Genomic DNA, 17,955 nt, shown 5'->3' with positions numbered 1-17,955 from the left:
GCACGCCGCAATCAACGCCCTATTCAAGCCGAGCCGCGCGAGGGGCACAAACGAAAACGCGCGACCCGAAGGCCGCGCGCAATCGTTTGACTGTGGCTGTTGCCGTCCTGCTAGAGCGCTTCGGCACCGGAGATGATCTCGATCAGCTCCTTGGTGATCTGCGCCTGGCGCGTCCGGTTGTACTGCATCGACAGCTTGTCGATCATTTCGCCGGCGTTGCGGGTGGCGTTGTCCATCGCGGTCATCCGCGCGCCCTGCTCGGAGGCTGCATTTTCGAGCAGCGCACGGAAGATCTGCACCGTGATGTTCTTGGGCACCAGAACGTCGAGGATTTCCGCAGGCTCCGGCTCGTATTCGTAAACGGCGGGGCCGGTGGCTGCGTCGTCAGGCGCCTTGTCGTCTTCTTCGGTGCCTTCGACGGTCGCGGCCGGTGCCGCCGGGATCAGCTGAAGCGCGGTCGGCTTCTGGCTGATGACCGACTTGAACTCGGCATAGTACAGCGTCGCGACATCAAAATCGGCGGTTTCGAACAGGCCGACGATCTTCTCGCCCACTTCCTGCGCCTGCGGATAGCCGATGCGGCGCACGTTGCGGAATTCGATCAGACCGATGATCTGGTCGCGATACGCGCGGCGCAGAACATCGTAGCCCTTGCGCCCGACGCACAGGAAGCGAACCGTCTTGCCCTCGGCCTGCAGCTTCAGTGCATCCTGCACCGCCTTGCGGACGATGGACGTGTTGAAGCCACCGCAAAGGCCGCGGTCGGCGGTGCACACCACCAGGAGGTGCACCTTGTCTTCGCCGCGCCCCGTCAGAAGGAGGGGCGCGTCGGGGTCGTTCACCGTGGAGGCAGCGAGGTTGGCCAGAACGTGGGCCATCCGCTCGGCGTAGGGGCGGGACGCCTCGGCGGCGTCCTGCGCACGGCGCAGCTTCGCCGCGGCGACGAGCTGCATCGCCTTGGTGATCTTCTGCGTCGCCTTCACGGAGGCGATGCGGTTCTTGAGATCCTTCAGTGATGCCATGTGATTTGCCAGAAAGCGCGCTTACGCGGCCTTCTTGGGCTCCTCCGTCACGAAGGTCTTGGTGTAGCCTTCCACGGCCGCCGTCAGGCGCTCGCGCAGATCGTTGGTCAGCTGCTTTTCCTTGCCGATGCCATCCAGAATATCGCGGTTCTGGGAGCGCATCAGGCGCAGGAGGCCCGCCTCGTACTCGTTGATCTTGTCGACCGGCACGTTGTCCAGGTAGCCGTTCACGCCGGCGAAGATCACCGCAACCTGCTCGGGCGTGGTGAGCGGGGAGAACTGCGGCTGCTTCAGGAGTTCGGTCAGGCGCGCACCGCGGGCGAGGAGCCGCTGGGTGGTGGCGTCGAGGTCCGAGCCGAACTGCGCGAATGCCGCCATTTCGCGGTACTGCGCAAGCTCGCCCTTAATCGGGCCGGCAACCTGCTTCATCGCCTTGATCTGCGCCGACGAACCCACGCGGGACACGGACAGACCAACGTTCACCGCCGGGCGAACGCCCTGGTAGAAGAGGTCGGTCTCAAGGAAGATCTGACCGTCGGTGATGGAGATGACGTTGGTCGGAATGAACGCCGACACGTCGTTGCCCTGCGTCTCGATGATCGGCAGTGCGGTGAGCGAACCGTTGCCGGCCTCGTCGCCCATCTTAGCCGCACGCTCGAGCAGGCGGGAGTGGAGGTAGAACACGTCGCCGGGGTAGGCTTCGCGGCCGGGAGGACGGCGCAGGAGAAGCGACATCTGGCGGTAGGCGACGGCCTGCTTGGAAAGGTCGTCATAGCCGATCACGGCGTGCATGCCGTTGTCGCGGAAATACTCGCCCATGGCACAGCCGGTGAACGGCGCCAGGAACTGCATCGGCGCGGGGTCGGATGCGGTGGCCGCGATCACGATGGAGTAGGGGAGGGCGCCGGATTCTTCCAGCACCTTCACGAACTGCGCGACGGTGGAGCGCTTCTGACCGATGGCGACGTAGACGCAGTAGAGCTGCTGGCTTGCGTCCTTGGCGTCGTGCGCGGGCTTCTGGTTGAGGAAGGTGTCGAGGATGATCGCGGTCTTGCCGGTCTGGCGGTCGCCGATGATCAGCTCGCGCTGGCCGCGGCCGACCGGGATCAGTGCGTCGATGGCCTTCAGGCCCGTTGCCATCGGCTCATGGACCGATTTGCGCGGGATGATGCCGGGGGCCTTCACGTCGACGCGGCGGCGCTCGGTGGCGTTGATCGGGCCCTTGCCGTCGATCGGGTTGCCGAGGGCGTCGACCACGCGGCCGAGCAGCTCCATGCCGACGGGCGCGTCGACGATGGTGCCGGTCCGCTTGACGGTGTCGCCTTCTTTGATGTCACGGTCATCGCCGAACACCACGACGCCGACATTGTCGGTTTCGAGGTTCAGCGCCATGCCCTGAATGCCGTTGGGAAATTCGACCAGCTCACCCGCCTGGACATTGTCGAGGCCGTAGACGCGGGCGATGCCGTCGCCGATCGACAGCACCTGCCCGACTTCGGAAACTTCGACCTCGTGGCCGAAATTCTTGATCTGGTCTTTCAGGATGGCCGAGATTTCGGCGGCGCGGACGTCCATTTATGCGGCTTCCTTCATGGCGGCGCGCAGACCCTGCAAACGGGTCCGAACGCTGGTGTCGATCATCTGGCTTCCCAAGCGCACGATAAGACCGCCGATGAGGGCCGGGTCCACGTGGGTCTCGAGCTTGATTGTTCCGCCGGCCTTCTCGGCCAGCGCTTCCTTCAACGCGGTCACCTGGCTTTCGCTCAGGGCCTCCGCGGAGGTGATGACGGCGATGGTCTCGCCGCGGTGGTCTGCGAGCAGCTCGCCAAATGCCTTCAGCATGCCCGGCAGGGCGAAGATGCGGCGATTCTTGGCGACGAGCTTGACGAAATTGGCCGTCAGCCCGGTGATCTCGGCCTTGTCCATGATGGCGGACAGGGCCTTGCCCTGAACGTCCGCCGAGAACAGCGGGCTCTTGATGAGGCGGGCGAGGTCTGCACTCTCGTCGAGCATTTTGCGCAATGAATTGACGTCCGTCTCCACGCTCTCGATCGAATTCGCATCGCGTGCGAGTTCGAACAGGGCGGAGCCGTAGCGCAATTCAACGCCTGAAGTGGTCGGTCTGGCCAAAGCGTATCGTCTTTCTGCAAGGGCGGCGCGGCGGCCTCACGTTTCGGGCGGGCGATAGCATAGCGTTTTTGCGGGCGCAACGCTCCCTGCCAGCTCATGGACGTTCGGTTGATCTCTTGAACAGCCTTCCGTCAATCACGGCAAGTCCCGCGAAGATCAAGCCCATACCGCAGATCTGTTCGATTGCCAGCGATTCATTGAGGAGAAGCGTGCCCGCAATGACCGCAAAGACTGGCACCAGCACCGTAACGAGGCTGGCATTGGTGGCCCCGGCACGCCCCAGAATTGTAAAATAAAGAATGTAGGCCAACGCTGTGGACAGGCAGGCATTGGCCACGACCGCCGCCCAGATCAGCGGGCTGTCCACCTGGAACACCGCCGGGCCGTCCATGAAGAGTGCCAACGGCACCATGATGGTGGCCGACGCGCTGGTCTGTCCTGCGGCAATGACAACAGGTCGCACGCCGAACCGCTTGAAGCGGCGGCCGTAGACTGCGGCAAGGGCATAAGAGAGCGCGGCGCCGAGGATCGCGAGTTCGGGCAAGATCTCCTCGCCAAGGGCAAGGATGGCGCCGGGGCCTATCATGACGACAACGCCGGTGAGGCCGAGCGCCATGCCCCCGAGCTTGGCGGGCGTCAGCCTCTCGTCGGTGAGGGCGATGCCGGCAATGAGCCCGGTGAACAGCGGTGTGGTGGCGTTGAGGATGGCGGCGAGCCCGGCGGTGATTTCGGTTTGCCCATAGACGATGAGCGAAAACGGCACCGCATTGTTGACGAAGCCGAGCACGGCGAAGGCGCCCCAGATGCGCGGCGCCCGCGGGATCGCCGCGCCGATCAGTCCCACCGCTATCCACAGGGTGAGTGCGGCGAAGAGGACGCGCAGCGCCACAAGGGAGAGCACCGGGATAGCGGTCAGGATCACTTCGACGAAGACGAACGAGCAACCCCACAGCGCCGACAGGGCCACCAGCATCACCCAGGCCGGGCCGTCCATCCGTGCGGTGAACGCGGGCGCCACTGCGGCAGGAACGGCGCTGGCGGCGGCCGCGGCGGGCTTGTGCGTCATCGTCGGAACTCCAGTGGCAGCGGTCGCCGGTGCCGGTGGCGTACGGGCGCGCCGCTAGGGCGCGAGGGCCTTGAGCGCATCGGCGCAAAGGTCGGGCCTTGCTTCGTGCAGGTAGTGGCCGGCCGACTGAATGCGCACAAGGGTGACGCTGGGTTCGGCGGCAAGAATCACGAGGTCCTGGGCGCTGAGTGCGCTGCCTTCCTCGCGGTTGCCGACAAGGATGGTCACCGGGCATCGTGCCGCGCGAATTGCGGTGATGGGGTCGAACGCATGGTGGAGATCCGGATCCACCATCGCGTCCAGAACGGCGGGGTCGAGTGCGGCAATCTGGCGGGCGCGGCGGGCCACGGCATCCGTGCCGCCTTGTTCCGCAATTGTCTGTGTGCCGTGGCCCGAGGGCCACAGGGCGACCGCGGCTTCCCACTCGGCCAGGGTGCGGTCGCGGCCCTTGCCGGTCATGATCCGCTTGAGGGCACGAAAGCCGCCGGCCCACGGGGTGGTGTCGAGCCGCGGCTGGCGCGATTCGAACAGTGGCGGATCTTCCAGCACCAGACCGCGGAGGCGGCCGGGGTTGTCTTGCGCCACGGCGAGGGCGACGAGGCCGCCGAGCGAGTGGCCGTAAAACAGCGGCCCGTCGCCGGGTGTGCCTGTTGCGGCGGAAGCCTCAGCGGCGTTTGCATCCGGCCAGCGCACGGCGGCGGCGAAATCCTGGAGGCGGTAGCGGGGGGCCCGCGGCGCTTCTCCGTGACCCAGAAGGTCCTGGGGGCGCGGGTTCATCCGGGCAATTGTCGCGGCGAAGGGGGCGAAGTCGTGCCTGTCGCGGGTGACGGCGTGGAGCATGGTGACTGTGGTCATCGGACCGCTTTATTCCGCAATGCGGCGCCGCGGAAGGCCCGTTTGCGCGGTGCACCCATGTGCCGAGCGCCTGCGCGGCGAATGGCGGGGGAACGCGCTTTACAATGGGGAGGCCAGCACTTGCCGGTTCACGGCGTGCGCTGGCCTCCAGGTTGCGTGATCAGGCCGCCCTGTTGCGGATGGCGTCGAAGAAGGATGAGATCTCCGTCTGCATCTTCGTGCCGTTGTCCTTCACGCGCGAGGAAAGACCGCGGACACTTTCGGCCAGCGTGTGGGTCTCGCCAATCTGTTTGGCAACGCCCTTCACATTGTCGGCCACCGAGTTGGTCTGGGTCGACACCGCGCCCACGTTGGATGAAATCTCGTTGATTGCGGCACTTTGCTGCTCCACGGCAGCCGCCACCGTCGACGAGTTGTCGTTGACCGCGTTGATGGACGTGCCGATCCCCTCGATCGCGTGGACCACATCGGTAATTTCCTTGCGAACGTCCGAGATGACCTTGGAAATTTCCTCCGTGGCGCTGCCGGTCTGGTCGGCCAGTTCCTTCACCTGCTGGGCGACCACGGCAAACCCCTTGCCCGCCTCGCCCGCACGGGCCGATTCGATGGTTGCGTTGAGTGCGAGCAGGTTGATCTGCTCGGCGATGTTGTCGATCAGCTCGATCACATCGTTGATCTTCTTCGATTTTTCGAGAAGGCCGGAAACCTGCTTGATGGCTGCCTGCGAGGCCTGGGTCGTTTGTTGCGTGAGCTGTGTGGCGCTTTGCACCTGACGGCTGATCTCGTCCACGGAGATCGACATTTCCTCGATGGCGGCGGCCACGCTCTGCATGTTGACGCCCGAGGAGGTGGCAGCTTCCGCAACGCTGGTGGTCAGCGCGTGCCCCTCGCCAGCACGAAGACCCAGAGACTGCGCTGCTTCCGCCAGTGCAAGCGCAGCCGATTCCACTTCTTCCAGCACGACGGCCGAGGTCGTCTTGAAATCATCCGAAGCCTGCTTCACAGCGGCGGCCTGCTTGATCTGCGCCTCGGATTCGATGCGGTACTTGGCGTCGTTTTCCTGCGCCACGCGGCCCTCGTCCCGCAACGTCTGGAGCGCCTGACCCAGCTCTCCGATCTCGTCCTGGCGGTCGAGGTGCGGCACCTTCACCGACCAGTCGTGGGACCGCAGCGCGAGGGCGACCCTGGTATGGTCGCGCAGCGGGGCGGCAATCTTGCGGCGAACGAAGATGGTAACGAGGAGCGCAAGGATGGTGACGATCACGCCGCCTGCAATGCCGCCGATCAGCAGCATGCGCTGTTCCCACTCAAGACTCGCCGTGTAATTTTCCCGCAGCGCGCGGGCGTCGGCCACCAGCACGTCCATTTCTTCTGCAAGGCTGTCCCAGATCTCGTGGCCGCGCACGTCGTTCTCGCGCAATCGCGCAAGGTCGACGCGGACCGGATCAGCCATGTCGCTGATCTGTAGCAGTGCGATATCGCGGAACCACTCCTCGCGAAGGGCGGAGATGGTGTCGACATGTGCAAGGAAGTCGGCGGCACCGTCGAGGCCGACAATCTGGGTACGCAGACCCTCCAGCTGGTCTTGCGATTCGGAGAAGGATTTGAGGACTTTTTCTTCGTCGATGGTCTCGCCGAGAATCATCTTCTTGAGAAGATCGGCGTGACCCTGGTCCACCGCGTCGCGATATTCCACGGTGGCGATCGCGAGCCGGAAGGTCTGGAGGACCCGCTCGGTGGTCTGCGATTGCAGCATCGTCGTCCAGATCACGATGCCGAATGCGGCAATTGAGACGACCGCGATGGCGCCACAGGCAAGCGTGCCCTTGTTGGCTATGGAGAGGCTCTTCATGATTGGGCACCCCGCCGCTGAAGTTCGGTCAGATTGAGTTCGAAGGTGGCTGCGCCGAGCAGCTCACCGTTGGCCGGATCTTCGATGGTGAGGTTCAGCTGGGCGCGCCAGGTCTTGGTTTCTTCGTGCCACTCTGCCTCGTCGATGAAGATGGAGCCGGGCCCGAGCTCGTATGTTTTCTGGAACTTGGCTTCGTCGCCCTGCCACATGTCGCTGGTGATGCTGCTCTGACCGACATTCAGGCCGTGGTGGTCGGTCAGGATGATTTCCACGTAAAGGCCGACCGAACGCGCCTGGACCCGTTTCACATAGGTCGACAACGGGTTGGACAGGGTTGCCACGATCAGCGGTTTTCGCTCTCGCTCCCGCTCTTGGCGCCACTGGGCGTCAAACGCCAGTATCTGCTCGGGGGTGAGGTCCCCGCGGACTCGGTTGAAGTTCCGCAGCGCGTAGGAGACCACTTCGCGCGACAGCACATCCTGCACTTCCGCAATCACTTGCGCGTTGATCAGTTTCTTGGGGTCGGGCTTGTTCTCAGACGCTTGCGCCTGGAGGGCGATTGCTGCACCGCAAAGCGCTGCAGCCATTGCACGGGCACGCATTTTCGGACCTCCGTATCCGGATTGAGATTCCCACACACGAAAATGCTTCCGTGCGCTTACGCAGCAGCTTTCATCTCACGCCACTGTCGCCTGGGGCTGTCCTCAGCCGGAATGAAGTCCTCAGCCGGAATGCAGTTGCTGCTCAGCGTGCCCCGCGGTCCGTGCTGCCGTCTTGCGCCATCAGCGCGCGCAGGGCGCTGACGTCGCGGCGGAGCGCCTTGATGTCGTCATGCATGGAGCTTTGCTCTTCCATCATCGCATCCCGGCTGGCGGCCGCCTCCGCCTCCACGTCCTGCTGCATGCCGGACACGATGATACCGATGAAGAGGTTCAGCACCGCAAACGACGTGACCATGATGAATGGCACGAAGAAGAGCCAGGCGAGGGGATGGGCTTCCATCACGGGCCGCACGATGCCCATGGACCACGATTCCAGCGTCATGATCTGGAACAGCGAATAGAACGATTCCCCGACGGTGCCGAACCAGTCCGGAAAGGTGGCGCCGTAAAGGGACGTCGCCATCACCGAGAAGACGTAGAAGATCAGCGCCATCAGCACCATGATCGACGCCATGCCGGGGAGCGCCGCAATCAGCCCGCCCACCACCCGCTTCAGCGACGGGACCACCGAGATCAGCCGCAGCACCCGCAGGATGCGCAGGGACCGCAGGACGGAGAATTCCCGCGTGGTCGGCGCGATGGCAATCAGCACAACCAGAAGGTCGAACAGGCTCCACGGGTCGGTGAAGAAGCGCAGCCGGAACACGGCGATGCGCAGGACGATTTCGACCACGAACACGGCAATGATGATCTGATCGAGCGCCGTCAGCAGTGGGCCGGCGGCGGCCATCGCCCGCTCCGAGGTCATCAGCCCCAGGATCGCGGCATTGACCAGAATGAGGGTGATGATCACCCCTTCCCAGACCCGGGACGTCACCATTTTGCGAACACGCTCAAGCACAGGGGCACTCCGGTTGGCTCGGGGCAGAGACTGCGCCCTCATGCTGCGCCGCGGCATGACCCGTCAAGCGCCCTGACGCGGACCTCGATCGTCCTCGACCGGCTTGACAACGCCTGTGCTTCGGCATGATGTGCGCGCCATGCGGGTGTAGTTCAGCGGTAGAACGCAAGCTTCCCAAGCTTGATGTCGTGGGTTCGATCCCCATCGCCCGCTCCACAGCCTTCATCCTCCCAGCCATCGTTCCGGGCCGGCCAACGCTTGCGCCCGTGCAAAAGCGCGCGCTATTGCGTGGCCCCAGCGTTGCGGCGTTGTCAGGCGGGCCGGGCCCGCTGCCCCGCGCGGCGGTGGAGGCTTGATGCGCGTCTTTTATGCTCCCGAGACCGAGGCCCACGCGCCGTCGTTCTTTCTCCTGCGCGGAAAGGTGGCTGCCAACGAGGAGCGGGCCGAGCGGGCGACACGGCTGATCGCCGCGCTGGACCGGATCGGCCTTTCGCACGAAACGCCGCCGGATGCTGGCGTGGCCCCTTTGGCCGCCGTCCACACCCCGCGCTACCTCGCATTTCTGGCCGAGGCGGCCCGGGACTGGCAGGCGATGGCCGGCACCGGCCCGGAAGTTGTGGGCAATGCCCAGCCGCGCCGGCCCGAGGCCAGCTATCCGGACGGTCTTGTCGGCCGAGCAGGGTGGCACATGGCGGACCTTGCGTGCCCCGTCGGCCCGCACACGGGCCATGCCGCGCGCCGGGCCGCCGACTGCGCCGTGGCCGCCGCCGCCGCGCTGTCGGCCGGTGCGCGCGAGACCTACGCGCTGACCCGTCCGCCCGGCCACCACGCCGGCGCCGAAGTGGCCGGCGGCCACTGCTTCCTCAACAACGCCGCCATTGCGGCCGCGGCCCTTGCGCGCGATGGCGCACGGCCCGCCATCCTCGACATTGACGTCCACCACGGCAACGGCACACAGGCGATCTTCTACGGCCGGGCGGATGTGCTCACCGTCTCCATCCACGCCGATCCGCATCATTTCTACCCTTGGTTCGTGGGCCATGGGGCGGAGACTGGCGCCGGAGCCGGGGAGGGCTACAACCGCAACCGGCCGCTGCCGCTCAAAAGCACTGACGATGCATGGCTCGCCGCCCTTGCCGCAGGGCTGGACGACGTGGCGCGCTTTGGCGCCGACACGCTGGTTCTGGCCCTTGGGCTGGACGTGCACGAGAGCGACCCGCTCGGCGGCATGGCCGTCACCACCGAGGGCCTGCGCCGGGCGGGCGAACTCATCGGCCAGCAACCGCTTCCGGTCCTGATCACCCAGGAGGGCGGCTATCTCGCCCCCTCGCTGACCGACAACGCCGCAGCCTTCCTCGGCGCCTTCATGGAAGCCCGATGAGCGCCCCCGGCACCAAGGCAACGCGCGACGTCGTCGACGTGGACTGCACAATCACGCGCATCGCCGTCGACGGCACGCTCTGCGAGCTGCAGCTTGACTGGCCGGATGCCTTCAAGGGCGTCGGTGCCGGGCAGTTCGCCCTTCTGGCGAGCCTTGCACCGGGCGCGCCGATCCTGCCGCGGCCTCTCAGCCTCGTGCCGCGGATGGACGGGGCGCTGGCCATCGCCTTCAACATCAAGGCCGCCGGAACGCAGATGCTCGCCGCCGCGCAACCCGGCGACCGGATCGCCCTGATCGGCCCGCTGGGCAACCGCTTTTCGGCACCGGCTGAACCCATCACCATTGTCGTTGACGCCTACCATGCCGGCACCATGCTGGCGCTTTGCCACGAACGCCGGGCCGCCGGTTACAACGACCGCGTCCTGATGGTGGAGGACGGCCCCAACCCGTCCGACGGGCCGATCCTCGCCGCCTTCAAGGCAACCGGCGCGGCGGTGGACTATGTGCCGCTCGCCTCGCTCAGCAATGCATTGACGAGAGCGGCCCCGGCCTTCATCGCCGCGGGCGCCGGAAACAGCGCCATGTCGGTTTCGCAGGCCTATGCCGCCCGCGCCGAAATTCCGGGGGAGGCGTCGCTTCAGGCCGCAATGGCGTGCGGGCTTGGCGTGTGCAAGGTCTGCATCCACGGCACGCGCGGCGGGCCGCCGCTTCTGGTGTGCGAGGGGCCGATCTTTCCGCTCTCGCAACCGGATTTCGGGGAGGCCGCCTGATGGCCGACCTTTCGCTCACCCTCGGCGGCATTGCGCTCCCCTGTCCGGTCCTGCCGGCATCCGGCACCTTCGGCCTCCAGCACGCCCGCGTCTTCGACATCGACCGGCTGGGCGCGCTGGTGCCCAAGACCATCACGCCGGGCGCGCGCACGGGCCATCCGGCACCCCGGCTTGCGGAGGCGGCGGGCGGCATCCTCAATGCCATCGGCATTCCGTCGGACGGGGTGGAGGCGTTCATCCGCGACGTGCTGCCGCTTTACAAGGCGCACAGGCCGCCGGTGATCGTGTCGGTCTCTGCCGACACCGCGGCCGAGTTCGCGGACATGGCCGCCCGCTTTTCCGGGACCGATGCGGACGGGCTGGAACTCAACCTGTCGTGCCCGAACCTTGAGGCCGGCGGGCGGATCTTTGCCGCCGATCCGCGCGATGCCGAGGCCGTTGTGGCCGGCTGCCGCGCGGTGACCACAAAGCCGCTGTGGTGCAAGCTGACGCCGGCGGCAACCGCGCCGGGCGCAGTGGCCGCCGCCTGCGAGGCAGCCGGCGCCGATGCGCTGATTGCCGGCAACACCATGCCGGCCATGGTGCTGGACAAGAACGGCGCACCGCGTGTTTCCAACCGCACCGGCGGACTTTCCGGCCCGCCGCTGAAGCCGGTGGGGTTGCGCATTGTCGACGATATGGCGGGCCGCGTTGCCATTCCCGTCATCGGCTGCGGCGGCGTGATGACCCTGTCCGACGTGCGCGACTATTTCGCCGCGGGTGCGTCCGCCGTTGCGGTGGGCACGGGCACCCTTGCCCGGCCCTCCACCATGGTTCGGCTGATCGATGGCCTCGCCGCGGAAATCGACGCCCGCGGCACCACGCTTGCCGCCTTCCGGGAGGCGCTGCGGGTCGCCGCAACGGGGCGTTGAGCGCTGCCCCGCGTTCGCAATACCGCTCAGCCGGTCTCTGATGCGATGGCGTGAAAGAAGGTGCCGGTGACGTTGCCGCGCCGGCCGCCGGAGGGGCCGATCAGGTTGCCGATCCCGTCCGAGACTTCGGCCAGCGCTTCATCCGGTCCGGCGGCCACGACCCGCGCATAGTGGAATTCGTGCCCGCGGACCACGCTATCTTTAAGGCCGATGGGCGTATCGCCGAGGAGGCGGGCGCTGCGGTAGCCAAGGTTCATCTTGCGTCTGGCAAAACTCGTTTCGTGCCCCAGCAGGCCAAGCATCGGATGGACCACGCCGCCCGCGTCCTCCAGCGTTGCCCCCAGCGCGATAAAGCCGCCGCACTCGCCGTGCACAGGCCGCTGCGCCGCAAACCGCGCCACCCCCTCGCGAAAATGCGAGGCGGCGGCAAGGGGGCCGGCGTGCAGCTCCGGATAGCCGCCGGGCAGCCAGCAGCAGTCGCAATCGTCGGGCGGGGCCTCGTCTGCCAGGGGTGAGAACGGCACAAGCTCGGCGCCCGCTGCGCGCCATCCCGCCACAACGTGCGGATAGACGAACGAGAATGCCGCATCTTGCGCAAGTGCGATCCGCTGGCCCGGCGGGGGCAGGGCCGGGCCACTCGGCACTGTCGCAAGATCGAGCGGCCGAGCGGCCGCAAGGATGGCATCGAGGTCCAGCGATGCTTCCATCACATCGGCCAGCCCGTCGAGGATCGCTTCTATGCCGGCAAGTTCCGACGCCTGGATCAGCCCCAGATGCCGCTCGGGCAGCGCCATGTCCGGGTTGCGGGGAACACTGCCGAGAACGCGAATACCGGCGCGCGCAATGGCACCGGCCGCCTGACTGCGGTGCCGCTCGCTCCCCACCTTGTTGAGGACGACACCGGCCAGCGCAATCTCCGGATCGAACGTTGCAAACCCGTGTGCCACCGCGGCCGCCGTGCGCGACTGGCCCGAAACATCGAGCACCAGAAGGACCGGCAGGCCGTAGCGGCGCGCAAGGTCGGAGGCGGCGCCGGAGCGGCCGGGCGCCGCGTCGATCCCGTCGAACAGACCCATGGCGCTTTCGATCACAAGAAGATCGGCACCATCTGCGGCGCTGGCGGCCAGCGTGTCGAGGAGGGGCGGCGCCATCGACCACGTGTCGAGGTTGACGCCCATCCGGCCGGTGGCAAACTTGTGAAAGCCGGGGTCAATATAATCCGGCCCGGACTTTGCGGCAGCGACGCGCACGCCCCGGCGCGCCAAAGCGCGCAGGAGGCCGATGGTCACGCTGGTCTTGCCGGAACCCGAGCGCGGGGCGCCCACAATCAACCCACGGGGCACCGTCATCGGCATTCCTTCCGGCTCGTGCGCGCAACACCCGTGACGGGGCGAGCGCCACTCAGTATGTGTGTCAGATGAATAGCGCAGATCCGCCGCACCATGGCGTTCCCGGCGACACGCCGGAGCCCACCGCGCTTCGCCGCGGCTGGACCACCGGCGCCTGCGCGGCGGCCGCTGCCAAGGCGGCTGCGGCGGCCCTCCTCAGCGGCACATTTCCGGACCCGGTCACAATCACGCTTCCCGGCGGGCAGACACCCGCCTTCGCCCTTGCCCGCCATGGGCTGGAAGACGGCGCCGCCTTTGCCGCCATCGTCAAGGATGCAGGCGACGACCCGGACGTGACCCATGGCGCGCTGGTGTGGGTGCGGGTGACGCGCCGGGCGCCAGGCGCGGGGCTTGGCTTTGCCGCTGGAGAGGGCGTTGGCATGGTCACGCTGCCGGGGTTGCCGGTGCCGCCGGGGGAGCCTGCCATCAACCCCCACCCGCGCGCGATGATTGCCGCCGCCATCGGCGATGTCGCCCCCGACCTCGACTTCGGGGTGGAGATCGGCGTGGAGGATGGCCGGGCGCTGGCGCTGAAAACGCTGAACCCGCGGCTTGGCATTGTCGGCGGCCTTTCGATCCTCGGCACCACCGGCATCGTCATTCCGTTTTCGTGCGCGGCGTGGATCCACTCGATCCACCGCGGCATCGATGTGGCCCGCGCCACGGGGCACGACCATGTGGCCGCCAGCACCGGCTCCGTGTCCGAACAGGCGGTGCAGCGGCTCCACGGCCTTGCCGACGCCCAGCTCATCGAGATGGGCGACTTTGTGGGTGGCACGCTGAAATATCTGAAGGCGCATCCGGTGGCGAAGGTGACGCTGGCCGGCGGCCCGGCCAAGATGACCAAGCTTGGCCAGGGGATGCTGGACGTCCACTCCAAGCGCGGCCGTGCCGAGATGGGGCCGCTTGCTGCCATCGCGGCCGGGGCAGGCGGCAGCGCGGCCGTCTGCACCGCCATCGAGACGGCCAACACGGTGGCCGAGGCGTTCCAGCATGCGCAGGCGGCCGGCCTTCCGCTGGGTGACCTTGTGGCCGAGCGCGCCTGGGGCGTTGCGGCGCCTGTGCTGGGCCTTGCCCACCCCGTCTCGCTGGAGGTGGTGCTGTTCGACCGGGCGGGAACCCTCGTCGGCCGCACCCCGATGCGTCCGGTGGACCGAAGCTGAAGCCATCATCTGCGCCGTGCAAGCGCGCAGGTGACCTTCCCGAAGGCGACGCGCGGCCCGAGAAGCACCGCGCCTTCGCCCGCGCCGCAAAGGGCGGCGGCTTCACAAGCGGAGGGCGATCCGGTCGCCGCAATGCTCCGGTCCGACCATGTGGCGAGATCCGCTTCGACGGCCGCGAGCGCCTCGTGGCTGATGGCAAACAGCGGCAGTTTTAGGCGATCGGCGGCGATGAGGGCTGCGCGGTCAGACTTGCCTGCCGGAATCGCAATCTGGATGAGGGTCGAGCGGTTGACGCGGTAGTCGGTCAAGGCCTTGTCGATGGCGTACAGGAACTCGGTGCTGAGGGCGTTCGACGCGAACCCCCACCCCGCAATGATGCTGCCGCTCACGGCGCAACCTTGCCGGCATACACCCACTGGGTGACGGGCATGGCAGGCCGCCAGCCGTGCATCCGGCCGACAGCGCTGGCGCGGGCGATCTCAAGCCGTGTCAGGCTGCCGCCGAGGCGGGCGTGGCAGGCCAGAAGCACCGCCTCGGTTTCCAGCGTGACGGCGTGGACCACCAACCGGCCGCCGGGCCGCAGTGCCGCCAGTGCGGCATCGATAATGGCCGGATTGCTGGCGCCGCCGCCCACAAACACGGCATCTGGCGGCGGCAGGCCGGCCAGTGCCTCCGGTGCCCGGCCTTCCACCAGCCGCAGGGACGGCACGCCGAGCGCCTCGGCATTCTGCACGATCCGCGCAGCCCGCTCCGGCACCGCCTCGATTGCGAAGGCGCCAAGGCTCGCGTCCCGCAGCATCCACTCGATGGCAACGGAGCCTGCGCCAGCGCCAATGTCCCACAGGATCTCGCCCGGCAACGGCGCCAGTGCAGAAATTGCCAGCGCACGGGCTTCGCGCTTGGTGATCTGCCCGTCGTGGGCGAACCAGTCGTCCGGCAGGCCGGGGCTCAGCGGCATTGCGGCGGCACCCGGAGACCCCACAACATCGAGCGCCACCACGTTGAGGGGGTTGAGGCCCGAAAGATCGAAGCTGGCCGCAGTGGTGCGGCGAATGGCTTCGGCAGGGCCGCCGAGCGCTTCCAGCACCGTGAGCGCGCTGTCGCCGAAGCCGTGGCGTGTGGCGAGCGCCGCCATTTCGGCCGGGCCGTTTTCATCCGACGTCAGCGCCAGAATCCGGCGGCCGGGGCTGAGGTGGGGTCGCAGCCGCGCGACGGGCAGGCCATGGAGAGACAGCGCAACGACATTCTGCATCGCCCAGCCCATCCGCTGCGCCGCCATGGCAAAGGCGGACTGGCCGGCGAAAACGCGCATCTCGCAGACCGGCACTTCGCGGGCGAGAAGCGCGCCGACGCCGTGCCAGAACGGGTCGCCGGAGGCGAGCACGCACACAGCCTCACCGCGGCGGGACAGCACCGGCGCAAGGCTGAAGGGCTTTGGCCAGGTCTCCTGCCGTCCGCCGATCAGCGGTGCGGCCAGCGCAAGGTGCCGCGCGCCGCCCACCACCAGATCCGCCGCGGAAATGGCGGCGCGTGCATTTTCGCCGAGGCCGGCAACCCCGTCTTCGCCAATGCCGACTATGGTGAGCCAGGGGCGTGCGGCTTCGCTCATGGCGTCACCTTTGCGGGGGCAAGTGTGCGCGGCGTGTAGATCAGCGGGGGCAGGTCCGGCCGGGGCACAAGGCGGGTCTCTGCGGTGCCGACAATGGGGCAGGTGGCCATGTCCGCCATGTCGGAGATGGCGTCGGCAAGGGGGACGATGGCGATGGCTTCGTCCGGCCGTGTGACCGCGCGGCCGAAGATCACCGGCACGGTCGGCGGCAGTTCTTCGCGCAGGATGTCCAGCGCGCGGCCGAGCTGCCAGGGGCGTGCGCGGCTGACGGGGTTGTAGAACGCCATCGCAAAGCCGGCGCGGGCTGCGGCGCGCAGCCGCATCTCGATCACATCCCATGGCTTGAGATTGTCGGACAGCGAGATGGCGCAGAAGTCGTGACCAAGAGGGGCGCCGACGCGGGCCGCCAGCGCCAGCATGGCGGTGATGCCGGGCACCACAGTCAGAGGCACGGTGCGCCAGGGAGCCGGACCGTGCTCCACGGCCTCGCAGGCGGCCGCGGCCATGGCGAACACGCCCGGGTCGCCGCCGGATACCAGAGCAACCTTCTCCCCCGCAGCCGCAAGGGTCAGTGCCGCGGCGGCGCGGTCGATCTCTTCGCGGTTGTCGGAGGCATGGCGGGTGAGGCCAGCCCGCGCTGCAACCCGCGCCACATAGGGCTTGTAGCCGAACACGTGGGCGACGTCCGCGAGCGCGGCCTCTGCCTCCCCCGTGCGGAATTGCACATCGCCCGGCCCAAGGCCGATCACATAAAGATGCCCTGTCATTGCGCGGTTTCCCCTGCGGCTGCCGCCGCGCGCAAGGCATCAGCCATGGCGGGGTTGGTTGCGCGGATTTCCGGGCCATCGGCCGTGCCCACCAGCTCGGCAATGGGCGCGGCGGGCCGGGCGCAGCCCTTGGCACAACCCGAAATGTGCACCGCCCCCGGAAGCGGCGCGCGCAAGTCTGCGGCAAGACGGGCGGCAATGGCGCGCGTGTTGACGAAAGCAGATGCACATGCCGGCTTCCCCGCGCAAACCTCGATGCCAAGGCGCCGGTCAGCCGCATCGACCACCAGTCCGCTTTCAGCCGCAGTCGCGAGAAACGCCTTTGCTGCAGCGGCAGTGTTGAAGGTGAAGACCAGACGGCGCCCGGCCGCGGGATGCACGGCCAGCGCGCGGCTGCCGGCGGCTGCGAGAGCGGACAGCGCCACGGCGTCGATAGCGCCAAACGGCAGGGCGAGGGCCGCAGCAGCGCCGCAGCGAAGCGGCACGAGACCGACCGGGGCCGTGGTTGCTGCGGTGAGCGGACCGGCGGGTCGCAGCCGTTGGGAAAGCGATGCAAGGTCGGCAGCATCAAGGTCTCGGGCGCGGAACACGGGGCCTCCGGCGGCCACAAGGCGCAGCGTATCGAATGCCGCGGCCACCGCCTCCTCGGCATTGCCGCGGCCGAGGGGGACGGCGTTTGAACGGCGCCCGGCCAGCGCCACCTGCCAGCCATTTTCGGCGGCATCGAGCCGGACATCGGCCAGAAGGCCGGCAAGCGAGAAGCGCCCGCCACCGTCGATCACGACGGCAACCTTGGGGCCGAGGCGGCGGGGCCAGGTTTCGGCGGCGAGCAATGCGCGCAGGCTCGCTGCAAGCGGGGCCGGGTCGGCGGTGAGGGCGGAGTCGTCTTGAGGCGATGCGGTCAGCGGGTTGGTGTCGATGGGGACGCCCTCGCGCGGGCGGATGCCGGCGGCGTCGACGGCATCGCGCAGGCCGTCCAGCGTTTCGGGCCGGACGCCGCGGATCTGCACATTGCCGCGGGCGCTCACCTCCAGCAGCCCGTTGCCGTGGGCACTCGCGGCATCGGCGAGCGCGCCAAGCTCGCCGGGCGTGAAGGCGCCGCCCTCCGGCGTCAGCCGGACGAGCAGCCCGTCGCCTGTTGTCATGGGTGCGGCAAGGCTGGGGCAGGCGCCACGACGCCGCGCCGGAACCGCGGGCGCATCAGCGGGACAGGGGGGAGCGTGCGATTGCCCGATCGTCATTCGTGCCCCCTTTCAAGCGCGCTTGTGGCCGCCTTGTTGTGCCGTGGCGAAGGCGTCGCCGCAATGGCCGGTCGCCGGTGCGGCAGAGGCCTGTGCGGGCTTCCCGCAGCCGGTTGCAGCAATGCGGTGGCGGGTTCGATCGGGGGCCATGTGCGAACGATCGCCAGGGCCTGTCAAGTTGCGACACATGCGCAAAAACAGACAATTGCGCGCTTGCGTTGGAAAACACTTCAATGC

General features: G+C 67.7%; 17 protein-coding genes and 1 tRNA gene. 5 read left to right on the top strand and 13 right to left on the bottom strand.

What is annotated here, in order from left to right:
* Positions 1 to 110: 110 nt before the first annotated feature.
* The 8 genes from RDV64_RS02505 to RDV64_RS02470 all read right to left on the bottom strand — a co-directional run bounded on the left by RDV64_RS02505 (position 111) and on the right by RDV64_RS02470 (position 8,467).
* Positions 111 to 1,022, bottom strand: coding sequence for a F0F1 ATP synthase subunit gamma (locus tag RDV64_RS02505; RefSeq protein WP_309197710.1), 912 nt, complete (start codon positions 1,020 to 1,022; stop codon positions 111 to 113).
* A 21-nt stretch (positions 1,023 to 1,043) separates the two neighbouring features.
* Positions 1,044 to 2,597 (bottom strand): F0F1 ATP synthase subunit alpha, encoded by a 1,554-nt coding sequence (atpA, locus tag RDV64_RS02500; protein ID WP_309197709.1) that lies wholly within the window; start codon positions 2,595 to 2,597, stop codon positions 1,044 to 1,046.
* Positions 2,598 to 3,152, bottom strand: coding sequence for a F0F1 ATP synthase subunit delta (locus RDV64_RS02495; RefSeq protein WP_309197708.1), 555 nt, complete (start codon positions 3,150 to 3,152; stop codon positions 2,598 to 2,600).
* A gap of 94 nt (positions 3,153 to 3,246) precedes the next feature.
* Positions 3,247 to 4,218 carry a DMT family transporter gene (locus RDV64_RS02490; RefSeq protein ID WP_309197707.1) on the bottom strand — a complete coding sequence of 324 codons (972 nt, stop codon included), beginning with the start codon at positions 4,216 to 4,218 and terminating at the stop codon, positions 3,247 to 3,249.
* A gap of 54 nt (positions 4,219 to 4,272) precedes the next feature.
* On the bottom strand, positions 4,273 to 5,073 hold the full coding sequence (locus RDV64_RS02485) for an alpha/beta hydrolase (RefSeq protein ID WP_309197706.1): 801 nt from the start codon (positions 5,071 to 5,073) through the stop codon (positions 4,273 to 4,275).
* Between the two features lie 160 nt (positions 5,074 to 5,233).
* On the bottom strand, positions 5,234 to 6,925 hold the full coding sequence (locus tag RDV64_RS02480; protein WP_309197705.1) for a methyl-accepting chemotaxis protein: 1,692 nt from the start codon (positions 6,923 to 6,925) through the stop codon (positions 5,234 to 5,236).
* A complete protein-coding gene (locus RDV64_RS02475) occupies positions 6,922 to 7,527 on the bottom strand; it encodes a hypothetical protein (RefSeq protein ID WP_309197704.1) in 606 nt (201 codons plus the stop codon). Before RDV64_RS02475 ends, RDV64_RS02480 begins: the two co-directional genes overlap by 4 nt.
* Positions 7,528 to 7,669: 142 nt before the next feature.
* Complete coding sequence (locus RDV64_RS02470; protein WP_309197703.1) at positions 7,670 to 8,467, bottom strand: ion transporter; 798 nt, start codon at positions 8,465 to 8,467, stop codon at positions 7,670 to 7,672.
* Between the two features lie 162 nt (positions 8,468 to 8,629).
* Between RDV64_RS02470 and RDV64_RS02465 the strand changes: the two genes are divergently transcribed.
* The 4 genes from RDV64_RS02465 (at position 8,630) to RDV64_RS02450 (ending at position 11,550) form a co-directional block, all read left to right on the top strand.
* Positions 8,630 to 8,704, top strand: a tRNA-Gly gene (locus RDV64_RS02465).
* Positions 8,705 to 8,843: 139 nt separating this feature from the next.
* Positions 8,844 to 9,869 (top strand): histone deacetylase family protein, encoded by a 1,026-nt coding sequence (locus RDV64_RS02460; protein WP_309197702.1) that lies wholly within the window; start codon positions 8,844 to 8,846, stop codon positions 9,867 to 9,869.
* Positions 9,866 to 10,639, top strand: a complete 774-nt coding sequence (locus RDV64_RS02455) for a hypothetical protein (protein WP_309197701.1) — start codon at positions 9,866 to 9,868, stop codon at positions 10,637 to 10,639. Before RDV64_RS02460 ends, RDV64_RS02455 begins: the two co-directional genes overlap by 4 nt.
* Positions 10,639 to 11,550: a dihydroorotate dehydrogenase gene (locus RDV64_RS02450; RefSeq protein WP_309197700.1), complete on the top strand. Its 912-nt coding sequence runs from the start codon at positions 10,639 to 10,641 to the stop codon at positions 11,548 to 11,550. The genes RDV64_RS02455 and RDV64_RS02450 overlap by 1 nt, the downstream gene beginning before the upstream one ends.
* 26 nt (positions 11,551 to 11,576) lie before the next feature.
* On the opposite strand, the gene RDV64_RS02445 is transcribed toward RDV64_RS02450, so the two are convergent.
* Positions 11,577 to 12,899, bottom strand: a complete 1,323-nt coding sequence (locus RDV64_RS02445; RefSeq protein ID WP_309197699.1) for a cobyrinate a,c-diamide synthase — start codon at positions 12,897 to 12,899, stop codon at positions 11,577 to 11,579.
* A 68-nt stretch (positions 12,900 to 12,967) separates the two neighbouring features.
* Here RDV64_RS02445 and RDV64_RS02440 point away from each other — a divergent pair, with 68 nt between their 5' ends.
* The gene (locus RDV64_RS02440) at positions 12,968 to 14,101 is read left to right on the top strand and encodes a cobalt-precorrin-5B (C(1))-methyltransferase (protein ID WP_309197698.1); all 1,134 of its coding nucleotides are present in this window, start codon (positions 12,968 to 12,970) and stop codon (positions 14,099 to 14,101) included.
* A gap of 5 nt (positions 14,102 to 14,106) precedes the next feature.
* Here RDV64_RS02440 and RDV64_RS02435 read toward each other — a convergent pair whose 3' ends face one another.
* From RDV64_RS02435 to cobG, 4 genes are read right to left on the bottom strand one after another with little or no spacing between them, the layout of a single operon-like run.
* Positions 14,107 to 14,490, bottom strand: coding sequence for a cobalamin biosynthesis protein (locus tag RDV64_RS02435; RefSeq protein WP_309197697.1), 384 nt, complete (start codon positions 14,488 to 14,490; stop codon positions 14,107 to 14,109).
* Positions 14,487 to 15,710 (bottom strand): precorrin-6y C5,15-methyltransferase (decarboxylating) subunit CbiE, encoded by a 1,224-nt coding sequence (gene cbiE / locus RDV64_RS02430; protein ID WP_309197696.1) that lies wholly within the window; start codon positions 15,708 to 15,710, stop codon positions 14,487 to 14,489. Before cbiE ends, RDV64_RS02435 begins: the two co-directional genes overlap by 4 nt.
* A complete protein-coding gene (locus RDV64_RS02425) occupies positions 15,707 to 16,477 on the bottom strand; it encodes a precorrin-3B C(17)-methyltransferase (RefSeq protein WP_309197695.1) in 771 nt (256 codons plus the stop codon). The genes cbiE and RDV64_RS02425 overlap by 4 nt, the downstream gene beginning before the upstream one ends.
* Positions 16,474 to 17,718 carry a precorrin-3B synthase gene (cobG, locus tag RDV64_RS02420; protein WP_309197694.1) on the bottom strand — a complete coding sequence of 415 codons (1,245 nt, stop codon included), beginning with the start codon at positions 17,716 to 17,718 and terminating at the stop codon, positions 16,474 to 16,476. The genes RDV64_RS02425 and cobG overlap by 4 nt, the downstream gene beginning before the upstream one ends.
* Positions 17,719 to 17,955 lie beyond the last annotated feature (237 nt).

It is taken from the genome of Acuticoccus sp. MNP-M23 (assembly GCF_031195445.1).
Classification (GTDB): domain Bacteria; phylum Pseudomonadota; class Alphaproteobacteria; order Rhizobiales; family Amorphaceae; genus Acuticoccus.
This window is presented reverse-complemented; position numbering and strand designations above follow the sequence as displayed.